This is a genomic window from Polaribacter sp. IC073 (assembly GCF_007997075.1).
Lineage (GTDB): Bacteria > Bacteroidota > Bacteroidia > Flavobacteriales > Flavobacteriaceae > Polaribacter.
Genome location: NZ_VORS01000002.1, coordinates 99,734 through 117,978 on the forward strand (window position 1 = coordinate 99,734; position 18,245 = coordinate 117,978).

The window sequence follows — 18,245 nt, forward strand, 5'->3', positions numbered from 1 at the left end:
GTGTTATTTTGCTTGTTTTTTACAGAACGTAATAGAACGTTCTGTAGTATTGCCTACATTGTCTGAGACTACAATCTTAAAGATATGTTTGCTACCAACCAATTTTTTATCACTAAAATTATAGGTAAGTATGTTTTTTTTATGATTGTATTGCATTAAAACCCATGCACCATCTATCGTTGCTCGCCAGTTTTTTACACCAGAATCTGCATCAGAAATTTTAACTTTTATAGTTTTTGAATTACTAATCCATTGTTTGTCTTTAATATAAAGTATGCTCGCTTTTGGTTTTAGCTTGTCGGTTTTTAAAGTGTATTTCCCTAAGGTTTTTGTTGTGGTATAAAAAGTACTGTCCTTTTTTCTGGTGTAAACGTATCTTGGGTATTTTTCATACTCAATATTTGCAATATATAATTGTTCTTTTTCTTCTTCAGAATATTTAGAAACATTAAAAGTTAAGGTGTAACTTTTATCTAAAGGAATTGTTGGAGTATGTATTTTAGCAATGCCATTAGCCACCTTAAAATCTAAAAAAATATTTTCATAGAAGGTGTTTTTAGGAAAAGCAACTGTAACATTTTCTTCTGAAAACTTCTGAAAATTGGTAGCAATAATTTTATAGTTCGTAGCATCTTTTTGTTTTTTAAAGATAGAATTACTGTCTTTCCCCGCAATAGAAATTTTTACAGAACTTGTGTTTCCTGTAAAATCTTTAGCAATAATTTCAACAACATAATTTAGTCCGTTTTTAATAAATATTTTACCATTGTCAATTAAATCCTTATAAATAGAAAGCTTATTTTTAGGAACTTTAAATGTTTTTTGGATTCTACTTTTGTAGTTTTTGTAATATTCATAATCAATTAAAAGATTTAAATATTTACTTTCTGCAAAAGAAAAAGTTTCTACATCATGGTAATAATGCCTTTTTCCGTTCACCAGCATTTCAAGACTGTAAATTCCGTTTTTATTCCAAGCATTATTAAGTCTATCAAAAGCATTTATGCCAAAACCAATGGTTCCGCTTGCGGAAATTCTTTGCGCCGAATATTTTCCATTTCCTAAATTTTTAACGTCTATTTTATAGCTATTGTATTGTTGATTTATTCTAGCATCGATACTTAAAGGATATACCTGTAGTGATTGTATGGTTGGTGTTTTAGTATCGGGAACAGTAATGCCAAATAACATTGGGTTGATCACTTTTTCTGTGGTGGTATCTCTAATTTCGAAGTGTAAATGTGGTCCACCAGAACCGCCTGTATCACCAGAAAAAGCAATTAAATCTCCTTTGTTTATGATGAATTTATTCTTTTTAGGAAATAAATTCCCAGTTTCATAATTCTCTTTTTTGTACTGAATGTTTTTTACATACGTTTCAATTTCGACATTGAATTTACTCAAATGCCCATAAACAGAAGTAAAACCGTTGGGGTGCGTTACATAAATAGCTTTTCCATAACCATATTGCTGCACCTTTATTCTAGAGACATAACCCGCTGCAGCTGCTACTACTTTTAAACCTGTTCTACCTTGTGTTTTAATATCTAAACCAGAATGAAAATGATTGCTTCTTAACTCGCCAAAAGTCCCCGAGAGAATTAAGGGAATCTTTAACGGATTTTGAAAATAATCTTTAGGGTATTTCTCTTGTGAAAAGCTTAAAAAGGGTATTAATAATAAGAGTAGCAGTTGCTGTTTCAAGTCGTCTAATTTTTTACACAAAAGTAGTAAAAAACATTTTCCTTTAAATGGTTTAACATCAGTGTATTATTAAAATGTCAATTAAATCTTGTAATATATAAAACAGAACATTAACTTTGTGTGTATAGTTTTATTCTAATAAGTTTATGAGTATTACCTTAGAAGCAATTCATTTACTGGAAGATAGGTTACAAACCTTGCTTTCTAATTATGAATTTTTAAAAAAAGAAAATGAAATTTTGCTTCAAAGTTCTACTAATTTTCAACAAGAAATATTAGAACAAGCGCAAATAATAGCAAATCAAAAAAAACAATATGATTTACTTAAAATTGCAAAAACTATAGATGGCAGTGGTACAAATACAAGAGATACAAAACTCAAAATAAATACATTAATTCGAGAAATTGATAAATGTATTATTCAGTTACAAGAATAAAGTTCTTTTTATTGTGGGAAAATTAAAAATTAAAATAGTTATAGCTGGTAGAACCTATCCTTTAAGTGTAAACAACACTAAAGAAGAAGAAGGAATGCGAAAAGCAGCAACGGCTATTAATAAATTAATTTCTACTTATGAGCAAAATTATGCAGTTAGCGACAAACAAGATGTTTTAGCGATGTGTGCATTACAATTTGCTTCTAAATTAGAAATTTCTACACTAGAAAAAGGTTCTGAAAATTCTGAAACTATAAATAGATTAAAAGAGTTGACCAATTTGGTTAATACTCATTTAAAATAAGTTCTTTAAAATACATTAACAACACACTGCCTACGTTAGTAAATTGTTTATTAAACTCAACACGATTCAATTATGAAGGATGAGTCTTAACTACTAAAGCAAGCCATAGCTACTAAATTTTTTAGTAACAAGTGGATCCTTGAACAGTTAGTTAGTCCTATAAATAACCATAATGGAGTTTAAAAAACCAAACTATCGTAGGCTTTTTTTATATATTAAATTTAAATTATGGACGAAAAGTTACTTCCCATTATAGTGGGAATTATAGGAATTGTAATTGGTTTTATTATTGCAAAAGCAATTGAAAAATCTAAAGGAAAGAAATTATTGAACGCAACAAGAAAAGAAGCTTCTTCTATTATAAAGGAAGCAAAAATTGATGCAGATTCAATAAAAAAAGATAAAATTTTACAAGCAAAAGAAAAGTTTATTGAGCTTAAAGCTGAGCATGAAAAAGTAATCTTAAGTAGAGAAAAGAAAATTTCTGATGTTGAAAAACGTATTAGAGATAGAGAATCTCAAGTGGCTTCTGAAGTTGATAAGCATAAGAAATTAAATCGTTCTGTAGAACAGAAAGATAAAGACTTCAATCAAAAATTAGATTTTCTTGAGAAAAAAGAAGAGGAACTAGATAAAACGCACAAGCGGCATGTAGACATGTTAGAGCAAATTTCTGGTCTTTCGGCAGATGAAGCTAAGAAAGAGTTGATCTCTTCTTTAAAAGATGAAGCAAAAACAGAAGCAATGGCTTTTATTCAAACTTCTGTTGAAGAAGCAAAATTAACAGCAGAGCAAGAAGCTAGAAAAGTTGTCTTAGGAACCATTCAAAGAGTTGGTGTAGAGCAAGCAGTAGAAAACTGTGTCTCTGTATTTAATTTAGAATCAGATGATGTAAAAGGAAGAATTATTGGTAGAGAAGGGCGTAACATTAGAGCTATTGAAGCTGCTACTGGTGTAGAAATTATTGTAGATGATACTCCAGATGCAATTATTCTTTCTTGTTTTGATCCTATTAGAAGAGAAATTGCACGTTTATCATTGCACAAATTAGTTACAGATGGTAGAATACACCCTGCAAGAATTGAAGAAGTTGTAAGCAAGACAGAAAAACAAATTACACAAGAAATTATAGAAGTTGGTAAAAGGACGGTAATCGATTTAGGGATTCATGGATTGCATCCTGAGTTAATTAAAGCGGTTGGTAGAATGAAATACAGATCTTCTTACGGACAAAATTTATTACAACACTCTAGAGAGGTTTCTAACTTATGTGGAATAATGGCCGCAGAAATGGGCTTAAATTCTAAAGTTGCAAAACGTGCAGGTTTATTACATGATATTGGTAAAGTACCAAATGAAGAAAGTGAACTTCCGCATGCTTTATTAGGAATGCAATGGGCTGAGAAATATGGCGAAAAGCCAGATGTTTGTAATGCTATTGGAGCGCACCATGACGAGATTGAAATGAAGAGTTTAATATCGCCAATTGTACAAGTTTGTGATGCTATTTCTGGTGCAAGACCAGGAGCGAGACGCCAAGTATTAGATTCTTATATTCAGCGTTTAAAAGATTTAGAAGATATTGCATTTGGTTTTAATGGGGTACAAAAAGCGTATGCTATTCAAGCAGGACGTGAATTAAGAGTAATGGTAGAAAGTACAAAGGTAAATGATGCAAAAGCATCTGAATTATCATTTAGTATTTCTCAGAAAATTCAGAATGACATGACATATCCTGGTCAAGTAAAAGTAACAGTTATTAGAGAAACAAGAGCTGTGAATGTAGCGAAGTAACTTTTTTACTTTAAATATAAATATTAAAAACCTTGAGTATATACTCAAGGTTTTTTTATGCCCTCTATTTTAAAATTAATGTTAATTTTCTATAGAAAAGCTTCGTTTAGGTAACCAAACCTTAAGCTGTATTACCATATTGTGTGCTATAAACTAACATCTACTATATGTTAGTTTAACTTAAGTGTTTTTGCTTTGTAGTCAAATAATAAACTAAACATAACTACAAAATGAAACACAATTTTTTAATTTTAATGTCATTTTTTCTAAGCCAAATTGCTTTTTCACAGCAAGAGTTAAAAGGGAAGATTTTAGAAGAAACAGGAGGTCCCTTGCCGGGTGCAACCGTTCATATTTTAAATGGCGATAAATGGACATCATCTGATTTTGACGGAAATTTTAGAATAGCATATAAAGACAAAAAAAGTATTATAAAAATAACTTATTTAGGATATATCAGTCAAGAAATTATAATAGGAAAAAAAAAAGACATTGTTATTAGTTTGCTGCCAGAAGAGAATATGTTAAATGAAATTATTGTAACAGCTCTAGGTATTAAAAGAGCACAAAAGAAAGTAGGGTATGCCACTCAAAAAATAGATGCAGCAGCAGTTAAAGAAATTATAGCACCCAATGTTGCAGGTTTAATTACTGGTAAGGTCGCTGGTTTAACGGTAAGCAATCCAACCGGTTTATTTCAAGCTCCTTCTTTTTCTTTAAGAGGTAAAACACCTCTAATTGTTGTAGACGGCATTCCTGTAAGTACAGATTTCTTTGATATTTCACCAGATGATATTTTAGACATTACAGTTTTAAAAGGGACTTCTGCTTCTGCTCTATACGGTTATAGAGGCGGTAATGGAGCAGTTCAAATAACAACTTTAAAAGGAAAAAAGGCTGATGGATTAGAAATAACAGTTGCTCACAATACGATGGTTAGTGCTGGTTTTACAGTTTTTCCCGAAACGCAAACAGCCTACGGAAGCGGTTCTAACGGAAAATATGAATTTTGGGACGGACAAGATGGAGGTATTTCTGATGGAGACATGATTTGGGGACCAAAATTTGAACCAGGTGTAAAAATAGCTCAATGGAATAGCCCTATTTTAGACAATGTAAATGGAGAAATTACTCCTTGGTGGGGAGATGTTAGTGGAACAAAATATGATGACAAATCTCGCTATTCTAGAGTACCTATTCCTTGGGAATATCATAATAATTTAAAAGATTTCTTAAAAACTGCAGTGATAAATACCACATCGTTTTCTGTATCAAATGCTACAGAAAAAGGTTCTTTTAGGTTATCTGGTAATTATAAATCTCACACGGGTAGGGTGCCAAATACAAGTGTAAAAACAGCCGGTTTAACTTTTAATGCATCAACAAAATTATCAGATAAATTAACTTTAGATAGCAAACTTGCTTACAATAAAGTATTCTCTCCTAATTATCCTAGACATGGTTACGGGCCCAAAAACCACATGTACACCATTTTAATTTGGATGGGAGATGATGTAAATGGTAAAGAGTTAAATGAACACAGGTATATTCCTGGTCAAGAAGGGTATCGACAAGCAAACTATAATTATGCTTGGTATAACAATGTTTATTTTGCTGCACATGAGCTAAATCAGCAATATGATTCTAATGTTCTAAACGGACAAATGAAATTAAGTTATCAGATTTCAGATGATTTTAGTCTGCAAGCAATGGGTTCTGCAGTTATGAAAGATCGATTTGAAAATAGAGAAAGTCCAAAATCTTATTTAAATTATGGAGACCCAAGAGATGGTGATTATAAAACATGGAACACCAACTCTTTAGATGTAGATTATAATTTGTTAATGACATATTATAAAGAGATCTCAGACCGGTTTTCTTTTAATGCAAATGCCGGTGCATCGTCAGAGTATCATAAATATCAGCAGGAATATAATGCTACAGATGGTATTATTGTACCAGAATTGTATAGTTTAAATAATACCAAAGGAAATATTAAAGGAACTACAGATTTTTCTGAAAGATCTGTAAATAGCTTCTACGGGATGTTAGAATTAGATTTTGATGCTAAACTATTCTTAACATTCACAGGTAGAACAGACAAACACTCTACGTTACCAACAGATAATAATTCTTTGTTTTACCCATCAGTTTCTTTAAGTACGTTGGTTTCTGAATGGTTTGAATTACCAGAAGCAATTAATTATTTAAAAGTTTTTGGTTCTTGGGCACAAGTAAAAAGGTCTTTGAGTGCGTATCAAATAAATTCTTATTATGACAATGCAGGTACTTTTGATGGAAGTCCGCAATTATCGTACTCCGGTAGCTTGGTGAATCCAGATATAGAAGGCTCTTTAACTACAAACGTAGAAGTAGGTTTCAGTGCAGGTTTCTTAAGAAATAGAATCAGTTTAGATTTTGCATACTACAATGCTATAGATGAAAACTCTATTATAAACTTACCAATTTCTTTAGGTTCTGGTTTTTCATCAAGAAAAGAAAATGCACATCAATTTACAACAAACGGGTATGAAGTTTCAATTACAGCAACCCCAATTAAAAATGACAATTTTAGATGGGATGTTTTAACAAATTGGAGTAAAAAAGTACAACGTTTAACAAGATTAGATGAAGGTGCAGATCAATACAATGATTTAAGATTGAATGATAGAACAGACGCTTTTTACGCAACTGTTTGGGAAAAATCTGCAAACGGAGAATTAATTTTAGATAATAATACTAGTTTACCAACAAAAAACCCATACCAGCAAAATATAGGAAATAAAAATCCTGATTGGAGATTAGGACTTGAAAACTCATTTAAATACAAAGATTTTTCTTTAAAAGTTGGTGTTGATGGTGTTTGGGGTGGTTTGCTAAGGTCTAGAACTGTAGAGAAAATGTGGTGGGGTGGTAAACATCCAAATTCTACAATTCACAGAGATGCAGAATATGAGAACGGAATTGGTACGGTTTACGTACCAACAGGAGTAAATGTTACCGGAGGTTCCGTACAAAGAGATTTAAATGGAAATGTAACGGCAGATACTAGAACCTATTCGGCACATACAAAACCTGTAAGCTGGCAATCTTGGTCGCAAAACTATCCTTACAGAGCCCAAGTAACATCAAAGGAAAGTAAGATTTTTGCCAATGTTTTTAATAGAACATATTTTAAATTAAGAACAGTGGCTTTAAGTTACGACTTAAATAAGGTGATTAAAGCAGAAGGTTTCAAACAAATTAATGCAAGCTTAAACGGATACAATTTATTTATTTGGAAGAAAGCAGCTATTATCGATCCAGATTTTGGCAATGATGATAATTTACAAGACCCTTCTACAAGATATTTAGGTTTAGGTTTAACTTTTAAATTTTAATAAAATGAAAAATTTTAAAATAATAGTATTTTTAATAACTGTAGCTTTCTTTTCTTCTTGTGAAGAATTAGAGATTAATAACAACCCTAATAAAGTGAGTCAAACACACCCAGATTTACTTTTAACAAATATTGCAACAGCAGCATTTCAAGTAAACGGTGCAGGTGCAATGTATGCTTCTAGAATGATTGTACAAACAGATGGCGAGAGTTCATCGCAATTTTACAAATGGGATAGAAGTAGTTTTGATGCCTATAATAGTTTAAGGCAAGTAACAAAGATGTTAGAAGAAGCAGATAGAGTTGCTGATGATTCTTACAAAGGAATTGGTCATTTTTTTAGAGCCTATTATTTTTATGACTTGGCTTTAACTTTTGGAGATGTTCCTTATGCGGAAGCTTTAAGAGGAGAAACAGAAGCTTTGTATCAACCAAAATACAGCACACAAGAAGGAGTTTTTACAGGAATTTTAAATGAGTTAGCAATATCAAATTTGTTGCTTGATGGTGGAAACGTAATTACAGGAGACCCAATTTTTAATGGAGATATTCATAAATGGAAGAAATTAGTGAATTCTTTTAGACTAAAAGTTTTATTAACGCTTTCTAAAAAAGCAGGAAGCACTTCTTTAGATATAAAAAACGAATTTGCATCCATTTATAATTCACAAGAAATTATTGCTACACCAAAAGAAAGTGCAAGATTAGAGTTTGTTGATGCAGTAGACTCTAGATATACCGAGTTTAATTCAAGTAGTTATGGTTCAGGGTTATACATGGCTTCAACTTTTGTGAATTTATTAAAAGAAAGAGAAGATACGAGGTTGTTTGCTATTTCCGGACAAACAAAAAAGGCAAAAGAAGCTGGTTTGGCAATTGATGATTTTACTGCTTACGAAGGCGGAAACCCGATTGCTGCCTATAATGATGTAAATTTACTTGCAGCTGCAGGAAAAGTTTCTAAAGTAAATGATAGGTATACAAAAGATCCTACGGCAGAAGCGCACAATCTTTTAAGTTTTTCTGAAGTTCAGTTTATTTTAGCAGAAGCGGCACTAAAAGGGTGGATTCCTGCTGGAAATGCACAAGCATTTTACGAAAATGGTATCAAAGCAAATTTTAAATTTTACAATACTTATGCAAAGGGATATGAAGAATATTATACGCAAGCAGCAGCAACAAAATACATTTCTGGACCAAAAGTAAACTTTTCGAATGCTAATTCAGAAGCAGAAAAGTTAGCATTAATTATCACTCAGAAATATTTGACTTCTTTCTTACAAGGAGGCTGGAAAATGTATTTTGATCATTTGAGGACAAGTTATCCTGCATTTCCATATTTGGGAACAGATACGCCACCAACAAGATGGATTTATCCTTTAGATGAATACAATAACAATTCAGAAAATGTAACAGAAGCAATTTCAAGACAATTTGGTGGTTCTAATGACGGAATTAGAGAGTTAACTTGGTGGTTGAAATGATAAACGAGTTATGTACTGTAAATTTATCAAGGGATTTACCTAGTTTTATAGAAGCAAAAGAATCATTTAATGGATGAAATTCTAAACAGAAAACTAAATAATCATACCGTTTATGATGTGTGCGTTCGTAATAGAATTCAATTTGTAAATTGGGTAGTTGATCATAAATAAAAAAAATTTAAAACAATAAAACAATAAAACAATAAAACAATAAAATAATGAAAAGTATAAAATTAGTATCCGTAGTATTTTTATTAATACTTGCCGCTTGCACATCAGAAAAAAAACAAGGAAAAACCATTTATAAAGATGATTCGTCAAAAGTTTTTATCATCACTTTAGACGGTTTGCGTTGGCAAGAATTGTTTTCTGGTGCAGATTCTTTATTGGTAGAAAATAAAGAATATGTTGGGAATGGCAAAGAGTTGAAAGCGCAGTTTTGGAAAGAATCTGCCAAAGAAAGAAGAGCCGTTTTATTCCCTTTCATCTGGAACGAAGTTTCTAAAATGGGACAAATTCATGGAAATCGTTGGGAAGGAAGTAAAATGAATTTAACAAACGGAATGCATTTTTCATACCCTGGTTACAATGAAATTTTAACGGGGAAGGCAGATGATAAAAGAATAAGAAGCAATAATAAAATGCCAAATCCGAACAAAACAATTTTAGAAATTGCAGAAAAAACGGATGCATATAAAGGCAAAGTAGCAGCTTTTGGTAGTTGGGATGTTTTTCCGTCTATTGTAAACGAAGAAAGAAGTGGTTTGTATGTAAACGCTGGCTTTAGGAAAGCAAAAGGAACAGATTTAACAGCAAAAGAAATGTTCTTAAATGAACTACAAGATCAAATTCCAAGTCCTTGGGGAGGCGTTCGTTTAGATGCTTTTACACATCAGTTTGCTTTGGAAACATTAATAAAACAGCATCCAAAATTGGTTTATATTTCATACGGAGAAACCGATGATTTTGCACATGATGGGGAGTATGATGCGTATTTAAAATCAGCAAAAAGAACCGATGCATTTATTCAGAAATTATGGAACTTCACGCAACAAGATGCTTTCTATAAAGGTAAAACTACTTTTATAATTACAACAGATCACGGCAGAGGAACTGAGCCTTTGGCTACTTGGAAACATCATGGAAACTCAATAGAAAATACCGATCAGGTTTGGGTAATTGCTTTTGGAAATAAGATTGAAGCGAAAGGAGAAATAATCTTAGAAGAGCAGTTGTATACAAATCAAGTAGCAGCTTCTGTTGCAAAAATTTTAGATCTTGAAATACTTACTGATTCTATAGGAAAACCTTTTCCTTTTATAAAATAGTATAGAATTTAAGTAGTGTAAAAGGCCTTTAAATTTTAAAGGCCTTTTTTATTTTCTAGGATGAAACGTTTCTACAATCTCTTTTAAATACGTTTTGTCTACATGCACATAAACTTCTGTTGTGGTAATACTTTCATGACCTAACATTTGCTGAATGGCTCTTAAATCTGCACCGTTTTGTAGTAAATGGGTGGCAAAAGAATGTCTTAAAGTATGCGGACTTATTTTCTTCTTCAAATCGATTTTAAGCGCTAAATCTTTTAGAATCATAAAGATCATTTGACGCGTTAAACCTTTTCCTCTTCTATTTAAAAACAAGGTATCTTCAAATCCCTTTTGGGGTTGAATATGACTTCTTATTTCTTTTTGATATATTAAAATATACTTCTGTGCTTCTGTATGTATAGGAACATAACGTTCTTTATTTCCTTTTCCTAGCACACGTATAAAACCTTCTTCAAAAAATAAATCAGAAATCTTTAAAGTAATTGCTTCACTAACACGCAAACCACAACTGTAAATTGTTTCTAAAATAGTTCTATTTCTTTCTCCTTGAGAATGGCTTAAATCGATGGCCGTAATTAATGCATCAATTTCATCTTGACTTAAAGTATCTGGTAATTTTCTACCAATTTTGGGTGTTTCCACTAAATCGGTAGGATTTGTATTTCTATAATCTTCAAAAACTAAGTAATCGAAAAAACTACGCAAACCAGAAATTATTCGTGCCTGACTTCTTGGATTTACTTTTTTTGCAACCTCATAAATAAATTGCTTTACAAGATTACCATCAATAGCAATAGGAGAGATGGTAATTTCATTCTCCTCTAAAAAAACACAAAGTTTTTCTAAGTCTCTAGAATAACTGTCCATCGTATTTTTAGAAAGGCCTCTTTCTATTTTTAAATACATTTGATAATCTTTAATTGCGTTTTGCCAATTCATCTGGTAAATTTACTAAATAAAAAAACCACCCAATTGGGTGGTTTTATAAAACGATAAAATATTTTTAAAGTGTCTTAGAATAGCTTCCGTTCTTTGGTTGTAAATCTCCAGTAACTATCATAATAAGGTCAATAATGTACCAAATACCAAATCCTCCTAAAGTTATTAATTTAAGAAAACCAAGTAGATTGTAACCTAAGTAAAAACGATCAATACCTAATCCTCCTAAGAAAATAGATAGAAGTAAAGCTGTAACCTGGCTTTTTCCAGAACTTGCAACTGCAGCAAAACTAGTTACTTCTTTTTGCTCAACTTTATTATCTTTAATAACTTCTACAACTTCTGTGTTCTTTTTTACAGGAAAAGAAGCCTGTGTATTAAAAGAAAATGCAAAAAACGCAAATAATAATGTGTAAATGCTTAGTGATTTTTTCATAGTAATTGATTATTTTTAGGTTAATTTGTCTCAAATATAAAGTAAAATATTTATGAAAAAAGGATTTTTTATTATTTTTAGTATGATGAGTTTCTTGAGCCAATTTTCTCAAGAATCAAAAGAATTTGATTATGAACTACTTGGCGCTTTGGTTTTAGATTCTAACCAATTAATTTCATATAAAATTGTGTTTAATTCTAACGATAATGGTTTTATCGAAGGGTATTCTTACACAGACCTATCAGGTGAAAATGAAACAAAGTCTTACATAAGAGGGTATTACAATCCGAAGAATAAAGAAATTCAATTTAAAGAAAGTGATATTTTATATACAAAATCTAAATTTCTACCAGACGAATTCTGTTTTGTAAGTTTTAAAGGACAATTTAAAGGAGATTCAAAAAAGAAATCATTAGAAGGAGATTTTATTGGCATTTATGATGACAGAGATACCTGTGCAACAGGAAAAGTAAAATTAGTAAGTACCAAATTCGTCGAAAAAAAGATTAAAAAATTATATAAAAAAGTTGTAAAAATAGATAAGATAAAGAAGGTAGATAGTATTGTAAAAGCAGAAATTAAACCAGAAAATTATTTAAAAAAGTTTAGTGAAACTAGCATTAAATCTGGTGAAAAAGTTTCCGTTTATGTGTATACCAATAAAATGAAAATGGAAATATGGGATTATGGAAAAGAAGATGGAGACGTGATAACCATATTAAATAATGGCATTCCGATTTTAGAAAATTATTCAGTAAAAAAGAAAAAGAAGGCGATTATAGTTCATTTAAATGATGATAAGAATCTAATTAAAATTGTAACAATTAACTCTGGTAAATTAAAAACAAATACTACTAAATTAAAATTATATGACTTTAGACGTGAGTATGAGGTTATTGCAGATTTAGAAGAAGGTAAAGAGGCTACCATTAATGTGGTGCGATTAAAAGTAAAAAAACAACCTAAATAAATACGCTATCATTTGAGTCAATTTTTAAATTTATAGAGCACAATCTAGCATAGAAACAAAGCTATTTTTGTGTAAGAATTTAAAATTAATCTAAAATTAAAATTATGAAAAAAGTATTTTTTATTGCATTTTTAGCAATTGCAAGTTTAGGAGAATTAAGTGCACAAGAAGGTGTTTTAAACGGTGGTTTTAACATTGGTGCACCAACAGGTGATACCGCAGATTTATCAAACTTAACATTAGGAGCAGAATTAAATTATATGTATCCTGTAGCAGCAGGTTTTACATTAGGGCCTTCTATACAATATAACCACTTTTTTGGAAAAGATGTTGATGTAATTGGAGGCGGAACTTTTGAGGTTTCTGATGCTTCTTTTTTACCGATTTCGGGTGCTGCAAGATTTAATGTTTCAGATAAATTTGTAGTAGGCGCAAACCTTGGGTATGCTGTTGGTCTTGATGATAATTACGATGGTGGTTTCTATTACAGACCGATTGTAGGTTACAAAATAGGAGAAAAAACACAACTTAATGTTTCGTATTCTGGGATAAGTAATGACGGAACAAATTTCTCTAATGTTAGTTTAGGAGTAATGTTTGGACTTTAAGTGAAGAAAAATATATTTATAAAACGGAAGCTGATTAGCTTCCGTTTTTTTATATAAAAATATGTACTTTTGAAATATGAAAATTATAATTATTAACGGCCCCAACTTAAATCTTTTAGGAAAAAGAGAACCAGAAATTTACGGTTCTAAAACTTTTGAAGATTATTTTAGAGAGTTGCAATTAAAATTCGATACTGTAGAATTGTACTATTATCAATCTAATATTGAAGGAGAAATTATAGATAAATTGCATGAAGTTGGTTTCGATTATGACGGAATTATTTTAAATGCTGCTGCATACACACACACTTCTGTTGGTATTGGAGACGCTGTAAAAGGAATAGAAACACCGGTTGTAGAAGTCCATATTTCTAACATACACGCGCGTGAAGAATTTAGACAACACAGTTATATTTCGCCAAATGCAAGCGGAGTTTTATTCGGTTTTGGACTAAAAGGATACGATTTAGGGATTCAGAGTTTTTTGTAAACTAAAGATTTAAAATCATCTTAATATTAGCACGCTCATAATGAACCTCTTTTTCTAGAGGAACCTCTACAAAGCCTACTTTTTTATACAAATTAATAGCAGGAACTAATTTTCTATGACTATATAATGTGATGCTTTTCCATTGCTCTTCTTTTGCAAAATTGATGCAATAACGAATTAATTGTTTACCTATTTTTAAACCTCGATATTCTGGTGAAATGGCCATTTTACTCAATTCAAAATAAGTATTTTGATTAATTAAAGCTACAGTACCTATAATTTTGCTTTCATGCTTTACGAAAAAGATAAATCCCCCATGATCAATAATAGATTCTTTCGGATTGCTTAATACTTTTTCGTCATAAGGTTCTACGTAAAAATTTTTTTCTAGCCACTCTACATTTAAGTTGTAAAAATCTTTAGCATACTTATTATTAAAAGAGATAATTTGATTCGTTTTTTTCTTCAAGTTGGTGTATCTTATTTGGTAAAGACTATAAGCGATTGTTTCCCCTCATAGTATCGTAAAAATAATACGTTTCAATCAAAAAGAATAAGAAATCTATTAAAATAATTTATATTTACACTATTAAAAAGATGTATGCAGAAAGATAAGTGGCTTTTTGAAATAACGCCCAAAAATAATTTATTAGATTTAAACTTAAAAGAAGTTTGGCAATATAGAGATTTACTAATGCTTTTTGTAAAGCGTGATGTGGTAACCGTTTATAAACAAACTATTCTGGGACCTTTATGGTATTTGATTCAGCCTTTATTTACTTCGGTAGTTTTTACTTTAATTTTTAATAATGTAGCAAATATTTCCACAGGAAGCGTACCACCATTTTTATTTAATTTAGCTGGTATTACTATATGGAATTATTTTAAATCTTGTTTTTCAGCAACTTCAAATACATTTAATGCAAACGCAGGGATATTTGGAAAAGTATATTTTCCAAGAATTATCATGCCTATTTCAGTAGTTATCTCTAATTTAGTTCGTTTTGGAATACAAATTCTAATTTTTGTAGCCTTTTACATTTATTATTATACCCAAGGAGCTGATATCAGTTTAAATAGATACACTGTATTGTTTCCGCTAATGGTTTTAATAATGGGTATGATGGGTTTAGGTCTCGGAATGATTATATCATCTATGGTTACTAAATATAGAGATCTAAAAATATTAGTAGAATTTGGAATGCAATTACTAATGTATGTATCAGCGGTAATGTATCCTGTAGCATATTTTGCAGAAAAACTTCCAGCATATGTTTGGATTGTTAAATACAATCCTTTAGCTGTAGTAATAGAAATGGTGCGCTATATTTTGTTAGATACAGGAAGTTTTAATGGATTAATGTTATTATTTACAGTTGTTTTTACAATAGTAATATTGTTTTTAGGAATTATTATTTTTAATAAATCAGAAAAAAGTTTTATAGATACGATATAATGAGTGATGTAATACTAAAAGCAGAAAACGTAAGTAAACAATACCGATTAGGATTGGTGGGTACTGGTAGTATTAGCGACGATTTAAAGCGCTGGTGGTATGCTCTAAGAGGTAAAGAAGACCCCTTTTTAAAAATTGGAGATACAAATGATAGAGCTACAAAAGGGAAGTCAGATTATGTTTGGGCTTTAAAAGATATTAATTTTGAAGTAAAAAAAGGAGAAGTTTTAGGTATTATTGGTAAAAATGGAGCCGGTAAATCTACCTTGTTAAAGATTTTGTCTAAAATTACTTCACCTACTACTGGTAATATAAAGTTTAACGGTAGAGTTGCGTCTTTATTAGAAGTAGGTACAGGGTTTCATCCAGAGCTTACAGGTAAAGAAAATGTTTATTTAAATGGTGCCATTTTAGGGATGACCAAAGCTGAAATTGACGCTAAGTATGATGAGATTGTAGCATTTTCTGGTTGTGAGCGTTATATTGATACACCTACAAAGCGGTATTCAAGCGGAATGACCGTTCGTTTGGCATTTGCTGTAGCAGCTTTTTTAGAACCAGATATTTTAATTATAGATGAAGTATTAGCTGTTGGTGATGCCGAGTTTCAAAAGAAAGCTATTGGTAAAATGCAGGATATTTCTAAAGGGGAAGGAAGAACGGTGTTGTTTGTGAGTCATAATATGGCTGCTGTTAAAAACCTGTGTACTAGAGCGCTAGTGTTAAAAAATGGAAAAACAGAATTTGAAGGAGATGTAGAGGAAGCTGTAACGTTTTATCTAGAAGGCTCTGAAAACGATTCAAATGTAAATATTTTTCTTGATAGAAAAGGAAATGGAAAATTATTAATAAAAGAAGTTAAGGTACATGGTGAAAAAGAGGATGTAAAACCACAAACAGGTTTACCATTTAAAATGACCTTTATTTTAGATAATATTGTGCAAGCAAAATTTATTGATGTTCAAATGGATTTGAGAATAGATGATAATCTTGGACAAAGAATAGCTTGGTTAAGTACTAGTTTAGTTAATTGTGGCTCAGATGATGAAGTGGTTAATAAATTAATTTTTAAAATTGATAAATTAAATCTTAATAAAGGAACTTATTATATTACGACTCATATAACAGTAAATAATGAAATTTCAGACTGGATTCAAAATGCGTTTTCATTTGAAGTAGAAGAAGGAGATTATTATGGTAATGGAGCATTAGTATCTACAAGCCAAAGTAAAGCTTTGTTTAATTTTAAAGTCTTAAATGAATTATGATTAATAAAATAAAAAAATTAATTAGAGAGAATAGAGCATTCCAAAAAACGCAAATAAAACATCTTAAAGAGTTACAGTGGGGTCAAATATATCATGATAGTATTAGAGGTCAAGAAGGTGTTAAAGACCTGTCTTTAAATATAGGCAGATGGGCTGGTAATTACGCCTTTTTTTATATCTTAAATAGGGTTTTAAAAGATAATAAACCACTAAATATATTAGAATTAGGCTTAGGAGAGTCTTCAAAATTTATTTCGACTTATTTAGATTCTTATTTAACAAAGTCTAATCATTTAATAATAGAGCAAGATAAATATTGGGCTTCAGCTTTTAAAACACAGTTTTTATTATCTAAAAGGTCTAAAATAAACATTTGTCCTATAATTGAAAAAAATATTCATGAATTTCCAGTTAAATTTTATGAAAATTTAGAATCTAAAATTGAAAAAAAATACGATTTATATGTTGTAGATGGGCCACATGGTAGTCCAAGATTTTCAAGATATGATATAGTCTCTATTGCTAAAGAAATAAGTCTAGGTCATGAATTCATAATTATATTTGATGATTATCAACGACAAGGAGAAAAAGATACTTTTTATGAGTTACAATCTGTATTTAAACAAAAAGGAATCATAATTCACCATGAAACCTTTTTTGGTTTTAAGGACGTAAAGATAATTACTACAGAAAAATATAAATACTGTTGCTCTATTTAATATAAACCACAATGCTATTTTCGATACTTATTGCAAACTATAATAATGGTCATTTTTTTATTGACTGTTATTATAGTATAATAAAACAAACTTATACTAATTGGGAGGTTATTATAGTAGATGATGGCTCAAATGATAACTCGTTAGAAGTTATAAAAAAAACAATAGGTAAAGACAGTCGTTTTAAGTTATATGGAAACGATAAAAATAGAGGTTGTGGATATACTAAAAACAGATGTTGTGAATATGCGAATGGAGATGTATTAGGATTCTTAGACCCAGATGATGCTATAAAGTCTAACGCATTAGAAGTTATGGTAAATGCACACAAAACGAATAAAGAAGCAGCTATAATAACCTCTAATTATGAACTTGTAGATTTAAACTTAAATATTATTAGTAAAGGACTTAATGCAACTGCAATCCCCAAAGAGAAATCATACCTAACTTATGGAGAAGGGGCTTTAACAGCTTTTGCCTCATTTAAAAATGAAGCTTATAAAAAAACATTAGGTATTAATCCTTTAATGAAGAGAGCTGTAGATCAAGATTTATATTATAAGCTTGAGGAACAAGGAAATCACGTTTATTTAGAAAATTTTTTTTATTTGTATAGAATACATAAAAATAGTATTTCAGAAAACGAAAATATTTTTAAAGCAAGATATTGGCATTATTACGCAAAAAAATCTGCTTACAACAGAAGAAAGGCTAATAATAGTGAAATAGATAATTTTTCTAATAATTTTTTTAAAAAGTATGAATCTAATTACTTTTTAAATAGATTTGAAAATTCAAAAAACAATAAAGAGTTTAAAATAAAACTATACTTTCTTTGTAAGTCAATTTATGCAGCTCCATTTCATAAACCTATTAGAAAAATTAAAAGTCTATTGTTATTAATAAAAGGAAGAATATAAATA

General features: G+C 30.3%; 17 protein-coding genes. 13 read left to right on the top strand and 4 right to left on the bottom strand.

Going from position 1 to position 18,245, the window contains the following annotated elements:
* Window positions 1-3: 3 nt before the first annotated feature.
* A complete protein-coding gene (locus ES045_RS03255) occupies window positions 4-1,704 on the bottom strand; it encodes a M23 family metallopeptidase (protein WP_147112351.1) in 1,701 nt (566 codons plus the stop codon).
* Window positions 1,705-1,850: 146 nt separating this feature from the next.
* On the opposite strand from ES045_RS03255, the gene ES045_RS03260 reads away from it, so the two are divergent.
* From ES045_RS03260 to ES045_RS03285, 6 genes are all read left to right on the top strand, one after another.
* Window positions 1,851-2,141 (top strand): hypothetical protein, encoded by a 291-nt coding sequence (locus tag ES045_RS03260; protein WP_147112354.1) that lies wholly within the window; start codon window positions 1,851-1,853, stop codon window positions 2,139-2,141.
* Window positions 2,142-2,154: 13 nt separating this feature from the next.
* Window positions 2,155-2,445 (top strand): cell division protein ZapA, encoded by a 291-nt coding sequence (locus ES045_RS03265; RefSeq protein WP_147112359.1) that lies wholly within the window; start codon window positions 2,155-2,157, stop codon window positions 2,443-2,445.
* A gap of 228 nt (window positions 2,446-2,673) precedes the next feature.
* The gene (rny, locus tag ES045_RS03270) at window positions 2,674-4,239 is read left to right on the top strand and encodes a ribonuclease Y (protein ID WP_147112362.1); all 1,566 of its coding nucleotides are present in this window, start codon (window positions 2,674-2,676) and stop codon (window positions 4,237-4,239) included.
* A 230-nt stretch (window positions 4,240-4,469) separates the two neighbouring features.
* On the top strand, window positions 4,470-7,619 hold the full coding sequence (locus tag ES045_RS03275; protein WP_147112365.1) for a SusC/RagA family TonB-linked outer membrane protein: 3,150 nt from the start codon (window positions 4,470-4,472) through the stop codon (window positions 7,617-7,619).
* Between the two features lie 4 nt (window positions 7,620-7,623).
* Complete coding sequence (locus tag ES045_RS03280) at window positions 7,624-9,102, top strand: SusD/RagB family nutrient-binding outer membrane lipoprotein (RefSeq protein ID WP_147112368.1); 1,479 nt, start codon at window positions 7,624-7,626, stop codon at window positions 9,100-9,102.
* A 218-nt stretch (window positions 9,103-9,320) separates the two neighbouring features.
* Entirely contained in the window at window positions 9,321-10,430 is a 1,110-nt protein-coding gene (locus ES045_RS03285; RefSeq protein WP_147112370.1) for an alkaline phosphatase family protein, read from the top strand.
* 48 nt (window positions 10,431-10,478) lie between these two features.
* Here the strand turns inward: ES045_RS03285 and xerD are convergent, their stop codons facing one another.
* Both xerD and ES045_RS03295 read right to left on the bottom strand, forming a co-directional pair.
* Window positions 10,479-11,375 carry a site-specific tyrosine recombinase XerD gene (gene xerD / locus ES045_RS03290; protein ID WP_147112373.1) on the bottom strand — a complete coding sequence of 299 codons (897 nt, stop codon included), beginning with the start codon at window positions 11,373-11,375 and terminating at the stop codon, window positions 10,479-10,481.
* Between the two features lie 64 nt (window positions 11,376-11,439).
* Window positions 11,440-11,811 (bottom strand): TM2 domain-containing protein, encoded by a 372-nt coding sequence (locus ES045_RS03295; RefSeq protein ID WP_147112376.1) that lies wholly within the window; start codon window positions 11,809-11,811, stop codon window positions 11,440-11,442.
* A 52-nt stretch (window positions 11,812-11,863) separates the two neighbouring features.
* Here ES045_RS03295 and ES045_RS03300 point away from each other — a divergent pair, with 52 nt between their 5' ends.
* The 3 genes from ES045_RS03300 to aroQ all read left to right on the top strand — a co-directional run bounded on the left by ES045_RS03300 (window position 11,864) and on the right by aroQ (window position 13,879).
* The gene (locus ES045_RS03300; protein WP_147112379.1) at window positions 11,864-12,781 is read left to right on the top strand and encodes a hypothetical protein; all 918 of its coding nucleotides are present in this window, start codon (window positions 11,864-11,866) and stop codon (window positions 12,779-12,781) included.
* A gap of 104 nt (window positions 12,782-12,885) precedes the next feature.
* Window positions 12,886-13,389 (top strand): transporter, encoded by a 504-nt coding sequence (locus tag ES045_RS03305; protein WP_147112382.1) that lies wholly within the window; start codon window positions 12,886-12,888, stop codon window positions 13,387-13,389.
* Between the two features lie 76 nt (window positions 13,390-13,465).
* A complete protein-coding gene (aroQ, locus tag ES045_RS03310; RefSeq protein WP_147112385.1) occupies window positions 13,466-13,879 on the top strand; it encodes a type II 3-dehydroquinate dehydratase in 414 nt (137 codons plus the stop codon).
* A gap of 1 nt (window position 13,880) precedes the next feature.
* Here aroQ and ES045_RS03315 read toward each other — a convergent pair whose 3' ends face one another.
* Window positions 13,881-14,348 carry a GNAT family N-acetyltransferase gene (locus ES045_RS03315; RefSeq protein ID WP_147112388.1) on the bottom strand — a complete coding sequence of 156 codons (468 nt, stop codon included), beginning with the start codon at window positions 14,346-14,348 and terminating at the stop codon, window positions 13,881-13,883.
* Between the two features lie 132 nt (window positions 14,349-14,480).
* Here ES045_RS03315 and ES045_RS03320 point away from each other — a divergent pair, with 132 nt between their 5' ends.
* From ES045_RS03320 to ES045_RS03335, 4 genes are read left to right on the top strand one after another with little or no spacing between them, the layout of a single operon-like run.
* Window positions 14,481-15,335: an ABC transporter permease gene (locus ES045_RS03320; RefSeq protein ID WP_147112391.1), complete on the top strand. Its 855-nt coding sequence runs from the start codon at window positions 14,481-14,483 to the stop codon at window positions 15,333-15,335.
* Window positions 15,335-16,603 carry a polysaccharide ABC transporter ATP-binding protein gene (locus ES045_RS03325; protein WP_147112394.1) on the top strand — a complete coding sequence of 423 codons (1,269 nt, stop codon included), beginning with the start codon at window positions 15,335-15,337 and terminating at the stop codon, window positions 16,601-16,603. Before ES045_RS03320 ends, ES045_RS03325 begins: the two co-directional genes overlap by 1 nt.
* Entirely contained in the window at window positions 16,600-17,322 is a 723-nt protein-coding gene (locus ES045_RS03330) for a hypothetical protein (protein ID WP_147112397.1), read from the top strand. The genes ES045_RS03325 and ES045_RS03330 overlap by 4 nt, the downstream gene beginning before the upstream one ends.
* 11 nt (window positions 17,323-17,333) lie before the next feature.
* On the top strand, window positions 17,334-18,242 hold the full coding sequence (locus ES045_RS03335) for a glycosyltransferase family 2 protein (protein WP_147112400.1): 909 nt from the start codon (window positions 17,334-17,336) through the stop codon (window positions 18,240-18,242).
* Window positions 18,243-18,245 lie beyond the last annotated feature (3 nt).